Raw genomic sequence first — 6284 nt, 5'->3', positions numbered from 1 at the left:
TCTTCGCGCTGCCGATGGTCGGCTTCCGGCTCGAACCGCTCGCCTGCGCGGTCCTCGCGCTCGGCCTCAACTACGGGGCGTACGGCGCCGAGGTGGTGCGGGGCGCGGTGGCGGCGGTCCCCCGGGCCCAGACCGAGGCGGGGATCGCGCTCGGCATGGGGGCGGGGCTGCGGCTGCGACGGGTCGTCCTGCCGCAGGCGCACGCCCTGATGGTCGCGCCGTTCAAGAACCTGCTCGTGCAGCTCCTGAAGGCGACGCCGCTGCTCTCCCTGGTCACGGTCCCCNNGGGAGGCGGCCCGGGCCGCCCTGCCCGCCGTATTGGAGGGATTCGGCGTCACCGTCCTGGCGACCGTGCCGGCGTTCGGCGTCGCCATGGTCCTCGGGCTCGTGCTCGCCCTCGTGCAGCGGGCGGGCCCCCGGTGGCTGGCGCTTCCGGTGCGCGGGGCGGCCGCGTTCGTCCGTACGACGCCGCTCCTGGTGCAGCTGTTCGCGGCCTGGGTCCTGGTGCCCGCGCTCGACGCGCCGGTGCTCGGCGTCCTCGTACTGGGCACGCACTACGCCACGTACCTCTCGGAGGTGTACCGGACGGGCATCGACGCCGTGCCGAAGGGACAGTGGGAGGCGTGCACGGCGCTTTCGCTGCCGCGCCGGCGGGTGTGGCGGGCGGTGGTGCTGCCTCAGGCCGTACGGAACGTGCTGCCGCCGCTCGGCAACTACGCGGTGTCCATGTTCAAGGAGACGCCCCTGCTCTCGGTGATCACCGTGCACGAGATGGTCCACGAGGCGAACACCTTCGGCAGTACCCACTTCGCCTATCTGGAGAGCTTCACGCTGGCCGCCGCGGTGTTCCTGCTCGCGAGCTGGCCGACGTCCGTGCTCGTACGACGACTGGAGGCACGCCTTGCCGCATGAGGACCGGGAGGACCCTGCGGTCCGCTTCGAGCGGGTCACCAAGCGGTACGGAGACCGCACCGTGCTCGACGGCCTCGACCTGGAGGTCGGGCGCGGGGAGCGCGTGACGCTGATCGGCCCGAGCGGCTCCGGGAAGACCACCATCCTACGGCTGCTGATGACGCTCGAACGGGTCACCGACGGCGTCATCCACGTCGACGGCCTGCCCTTCTCCCACATGCCGGCAGGCCCCGGCGGGAAGCTGGTGCCGGCGAGCGAGCGGCATCTCGCGACGCACCGGCGCCGGATCGGCATGGTCTTCCAGCAGTTCAACCTCTTCCCGCACATGAGCGTCCTGGAGAACGTCGTCGAGGCGCCCGTCCACGTGCTCGGCGAGAGCCGGGAGGACGCGGCCCGCAGGGCGCGGGACCTGCTCGACCTGGTCGGGCTCGGCGACCGGGCCGACGCGCGGCCGACCCGGCTCTCCGGCGGCCAGCAGCAGCGCGTGGCCATCGCCCGCGCCCTCGCGATGCGGCCCGAGATCCTGCTCCTCGACGAGGTGACGTCCGCGCTCGACCCGGAGCTGGTGGCGGAGGTGCTCGACGTGCTGCGGGACATCGCCCGCTCCACCGACATCACCCTGCTGTGCGTGACGCACGAGATGGGCTTCGCTCGGGACGTCTCCGACCGGATCCTGATGTTCGACCGGGGCCGGATCGTGGAGTCGGGCCCGGCGGACGAGCTCCTGGAGTCGCCCACGCACGAACGCACGCGCGCGTTCCTCGGCTCGGTCCGGTGAGCACGGGGCCGGTCCCGTGCTCACGGGGCCGGTCCCGTGCTCACGGGGCCGGTCCGGTGAGCACGGGGCCGGTCCAGTGAACCGGGGCCGGTCCGGTGAGCCGGGCCCGGGTCAGCCGCCGGCCTCCGTCCCGACCATTCCCTCCCGCAGCCGGTTCAGGCTCCGGGCCAGGAGCCGCGAGACGTGCATCTGGGACACGCCGAGCCGCTCGCCTATCTGGCTCTGGGTCAGCTCCTCGACGAAGCGCAGGTGCAGCAGCAGCCGGTCGCGCTCGTCGAGGGCCACCACGAGCGGGGCGAGGGTGTGGAAGTCCTCGAAGAGCGCGAGCGCCGGGTCCTCCTCGCCGATGAGGTCGGCCAGGGCCGCGTCGTCCGTCTCCTCGTCACCACTGCCGATCGCGGCGTCCAGGGACGTCGAGTGGTAGCCGTTCGCGGCCAGCTGGGCCTCGACCACCTGGTCCTCGGACAGGTCCATGACGGGCGCCAGTTCCGCGACCCGGGGCGCGCGACCGAGCCGCGAGCTCAGTTCGTCGGTCGCCTTCGCCAGCTCCACGCGCGCCTCCTGGAGCCGGCGCGGGACGTGCACCGCCCAGGAGGTGTCGCGGAAGAACCGCTTGATCTCGCCCACGATGTACGGCACCGCGAAGGTGGTGAACTCCACCTCGCGGGACAGGTCGAAGCGGTCGATCGCCTTGATGAGGCCGATCATGCCGACCTGGACGATGTCCTCCATCTCCTCGGCCCGCCCGCGGAAGCGGCCGGCCGCGTACCGCACGAGCGTCATGTTCATCTCGATCAGGGTGTTCCGGACGTACTGGTGTTCCGCCGTCCCCTCCTCCCGAGCCGCGAGTTCGCGGAGGAACACCCGTGACAGGGCACGCGCGTCCTGGGGCGCGACCTCGTGAGGGGCCTCGATGTCCGGCAGACCCTCCCCCGTACCGCTCGTCACGTACGTCGCCGTCGCCTTGGCCACCTCGATCCGCACGGGGACGACCTCCTCCTGCTCTCTGTCCGTTCGGCGGTCCCGGTTCGCGTACCCGCTCCGCGCGGGGGCACTCCTCACCGGTGCGCGCCGTGTTCGAGGCATCACCCGGGCCTGGGCGGGCAGGCGTAACACGTCAGCCCCTGACATATCAGGAAGAAAGGGACTCGCGATGAACAGCCGGAGCGAAACCCGGTCCCGCATCCCCGCGGCCGGGAGCATCGGAACGTCCCCGCTCCTCACTCCGGCGCAGGCCCGGCAGCTGGTCCGCCACACGCTCACGGCCCTCGGCCCCCTGCGGCCCTCCCAGGTCGACGACCTGCTGCTCGTCACCTCGGAACTGGTCACGAACGCCCACCGGCACGGGGGCGGGGTCACCTCCTTCGGGGTCGCCGTCGGCCGCGACCGGGTCACCGTCTCCGTGGCCGATTCCAGCGGGGAGCCGCCGCGCCACGAGCTCCGCGAGGAGCTGCGGCCCGGCGGCTTCGGCTGGCCGATCGTGCTGCGCCTGTGCCGCGAGGTGACGGTGGACACGCGGCCGGACGGCAAGACCGTGCACGCGGCGGTGGCCGTCGACCGCTGAGCCGTACCGCGGTGGTCCGGCCCCTCAGGCGTGCCGCTCCGGCGGCCCGTGCAGGTGTACGGAGGAGGGGCCGCCGGCCGTGCGGTGGCGGTCGGCCCAGGAGTCGAGCGCGGCCCGGCACGCGTGGTCGAGGTGGTGGAGCCCCGAGAGGTCCAGGACGACGGGGCGGTCGCGCGGCAGGGATTCGAGGGTGTCGAGGATCTTCGGCAGCCGCAGGAAGGTCACGGTGCCCGACAGGCCGACGCGCACCGGCCCCTCGCCCTCGTCGGTGTGGTCGACGCGGAGGTGGGAGGCGTCCCAGGCCGCTTTGGCGACGGAGACGACGAGTCCGACGAGGACGCCTTCGAGCATGTTCACGGTGACGATCGCCAGGGCCGTCACCACGAGGACCAGCGCTTCGCCGCGGTGGCCGCGCCACAGGGTGACGAGGCCGCGGAAGGGGATCAGCTTCCAGCCCGCGTGGACGAGGATCCCGGCGAGCGCCGCGAGCGGCACGTACTCCAGGGTGCCGGGCAGCAGGGCGGCGAAGAGCAGCAGCCACAGGCCGTGGAGCACGCGGGAGGCCTTGGTCCTGGCGCCCGCCTGGACGTTGGCCGAGCTGCGGACGATCACGGCGGTCATGGGCAGGGCCCCGAGCAGTCCGCAGAGCGCGTTGCCGCACCCCTGGGCGAGCAGTTCCCGGTCGTAGTCGGTGGGCGGTCCGTCGTGCAGCCGGTCCACGGCCGCCGCGCTGAACAGGGACTCCGCGGAGGCGATCAGCGCGAAGGCGAGGACGGTCCCGAGCAGGGCCAGGTCGGTCAGGGCGGAGAGTCCGTCGGGGCCCGGCAGCCGTACGGCGCCCAGTACCCCGCTCACCCGTACGGTCGCCACCGGCAGGTCGAGCAGGGCGGTCGCGAGCGCCGCGAGGAGGACGGCGACGAGTGCGCCGGGGACGATCCGCACCCGGCGGGGCAGGCGCCGCCAGCCGACGATCACGAGGACCGTGGCGGCGGCGACGGCGAGCGGGACGAGGGCGGTGCCGCCGGTCACCGCGCGCCCCAGGGCGGCCGGCAGGCCGGCGAGCCGGGCGGGACCGGAGGCGGGGGCGTCGAGCCCGGCCGCGGCGTAGAGCTGGCCGGCCACGATGACGAGGCCGATCCCGGCGAGCATGCCCTCGACGACGGAGAGGGAGATGGCCCGGAACCAACGGCCCCAGCGCAGCAGGCCCATGGCGACCTGGAGCAGACCGGCGAGGAGCACGACGATGCCGAGCCCGGCCGGGCCCAGCGTCCGGACGGCGTCGAGGACGAGGACGGTGAGGCCGGCGGCGGGGCCGGAGACCTGGATGCTGCTGCCCCGCATGAGGCCGGTGACGGCGCCGCCGACGATGCCGGTGACGAGACCGAGTTCGGCGGGGACGCCGGAGGCGACGGCCACGCCGATGCAGAGGGGCAGCGCGACGAGGAAGACGACGAGGGAGGCGGCGAAGTCCTGCCGGAGGTACGGAAAGGAGGAAGCCATACAGGGGGTCATACGCCCTCGTTGCGGACGGTCCGGCGTCCACGGGCGGCTTCCGACCGGAACAGGCCGGAAGGTGACCCGATCACCCCCGGGGAAGGCGCCCGGAGGTGCGGATCACCGGGGCGCACCGGGCCGCAGGCGCCCGCACACGCGATCAGCGGGAGGGCGTACGGTCGCCACCCGGGGGCGCAGGGGCGCGGAGGCTCCGGGCCTCACCACCAGTAGGCGGGGTACCTCGGTGCGGCGCGGCGGATGCGGGAGGCGGCGAACGCGGTCAGGACGAGCAGCACCGTGGACCCGAACAGCAGGGGGACGAAGCGGCCGGGCGCGGGGGCCTGGAGCACGATGACGACGGCGGTCGCGCAGGCCGGCGAGTGCGGGGTGCGGGCCAGCGTGTTCAGGGCCAGGGCGACTCCGGCGGCGAGGGCTGCGACCCAGGCGCTGCCGTACGCGGCGACGGCCGCGACGGCGTATCCGGCGGCGGCGCCGAGGAGGTGGCCGACGATCACGTTGCGGGGCTGGGCCAGGGGCAGCGCGGGGGCGCAGTGCACGAGCGCGGCGCTGGCGGCCAGCGGGGGTACCAGCACCGGTTCGTGGATGAGGGCGCCGATGGCGACGAGCCCGAGGAGGGCGGCGGTCGCGGCGCTGACGTTGTGGAGGGCGGCGCCGGGCGCCGGGCGGGCCGGGGCGCGCCCGGCGATCCATCGCGGGCGGGAGCCCCGTGGGGCGGAAGCGGTGGTGTCGGGACGCGGTGCGGCGTCGATGCTCATGGGATGCGCGATTTCCGGGACGGGGACGGCAGGGGCGGGAAGGGGTGGTCGTACGGGTCCCTGTGATCGACAGTCGGCCCGGTCTCACGCCTGATCCTGGTGCGGCGGCGCGACCTCGTACCACTCTAACCAGCGGTTTCGCCACGGCGCGGGCGGGGTCGGAGGCAGGATCGCCTCATGACCGACACCGCGCCCTCCTTCCGCCTCCTTCCCGGAGCCCCGGACTCCCCCGTCCTCCTCCACGTACCGCACTCCTCCCGCGAGGTGCCTCCGGACGTGCGCGAGGGGATCCTGCTCGACGACGGGGAGCTGGCCCTCGAACTGGACCACATCACGGACTCCCACACGGCGGAGATCGCCGCCGTGGCCGCGGCGGCGGCCGGCACGGCGCCCTGGCGGTTCGTCAACGGACTGTCGCGCCTCGTCGTCGACCCGGAGCGCTTCCCGGACGAGCGCGAGGAGATGCTGTCGGTGGGGATGGGCGCGGTGTACACCCGTACCACCCACCGCGCGCCGCTGCGGCCGGACGGTTTCGACCCGGCGCCGCTGCTCGACCGGTACTTCGCCCCGTACGCCCGGGCCATGACGGAGGCCGTGGCCGAGCGGCTCGCCGTGGCGGGACGGGTGGTGATCGTCGACGTCCACTCGTACCCGACCGAGCGGCTGCCGTACGAGCTGCACGGCGAAGGGCCGCGCCCGCCCGTCTGCCTCGGCACGGACGCCTTCCACACGCCGCCCGCGCTGCTCGACGCGGCCCGGG

The 6284-nt window shown here is 74.1% G+C and carries 7 protein-coding genes and 1 pseudogene; 5 read left to right on the top strand and 3 right to left on the bottom strand.

What is annotated here, in order from left to right:
- Positions 1-14: 14 nt before the first annotated feature.
- The 3 genes and pseudogenes from CCN56_RS38365 to ehuA all read left to right on the top strand — a co-directional run.
- Positions 15-218 (top strand): annotated as a pseudogene (locus CCN56_RS38365) (ABC transporter permease subunit); the annotation flags it as partial.
- A 100-nt stretch (positions 219-318) separates the two neighbouring features.
- Entirely contained in the window at positions 319-912 is a 594-nt protein-coding gene (gene ehuD / locus CCN56_RS38360; RefSeq protein WP_256962391.1) for an ectoine/hydroxyectoine ABC transporter permease subunit EhuD, read from the top strand.
- Positions 902-1690 carry an ectoine/hydroxyectoine ABC transporter ATP-binding protein EhuA gene (gene ehuA / locus CCN56_RS38355; protein WP_086832273.1) on the top strand — a complete coding sequence of 263 codons (789 nt, stop codon included), beginning with the start codon at positions 902-904 and terminating at the stop codon, positions 1688-1690. The genes ehuD and ehuA overlap by 11 nt, the downstream gene beginning before the upstream one ends.
- A gap of 111 nt (positions 1691-1801) precedes the next feature.
- Here the strand turns inward: ehuA and CCN56_RS38350 are convergent, their stop codons facing one another.
- Positions 1802-2674: an RNA polymerase sigma factor SigF gene (locus CCN56_RS38350; protein WP_256962390.1), complete on the bottom strand. Its 873-nt coding sequence runs from the start codon at positions 2672-2674 to the stop codon at positions 1802-1804.
- Positions 2675-2843: 169 nt separating this feature from the next.
- Between CCN56_RS38350 and CCN56_RS38345 the strand changes: the two genes are divergently transcribed.
- On the top strand, positions 2844-3254 hold the full coding sequence (locus tag CCN56_RS38345; RefSeq protein WP_086832271.1) for an ATP-binding protein: 411 nt from the start codon (positions 2844-2846) through the stop codon (positions 3252-3254).
- A 24-nt stretch (positions 3255-3278) separates the two neighbouring features.
- On the opposite strand, the gene CCN56_RS38340 is transcribed toward CCN56_RS38345, so the two are convergent.
- Together CCN56_RS38340 and CCN56_RS38335 are read right to left on the bottom strand one after the other, a co-directional pair.
- Entirely contained in the window at positions 3279-4754 is a 1476-nt protein-coding gene (locus CCN56_RS38340; protein ID WP_086832270.1) for a SulP family inorganic anion transporter, read from the bottom strand.
- A gap of 212 nt (positions 4755-4966) precedes the next feature.
- Positions 4967-5524: an HPP family protein gene (locus tag CCN56_RS38335; protein WP_086832269.1), complete on the bottom strand. Its 558-nt coding sequence runs from the start codon at positions 5522-5524 to the stop codon at positions 4967-4969.
- A 177-nt stretch (positions 5525-5701) separates the two neighbouring features.
- On the opposite strand from CCN56_RS38335, the gene CCN56_RS38330 reads away from it, so the two are divergent.
- The coding region (locus CCN56_RS38330; RefSeq protein WP_086832268.1) for an N-formylglutamate amidohydrolase at positions 5702-6284 on the top strand (583 nt) is incomplete at its 3' end.

It is taken from the genome of Streptomyces sp. NRRL B-24572 (assembly GCF_002156145.1).
GTDB classification, from domain to species: Bacteria; Actinomycetota; Actinomycetes; order Streptomycetales; family Streptomycetaceae; genus Streptomyces; species Streptomyces vietnamensis.
This window is presented reverse-complemented; position numbering and strand designations above follow the sequence as displayed.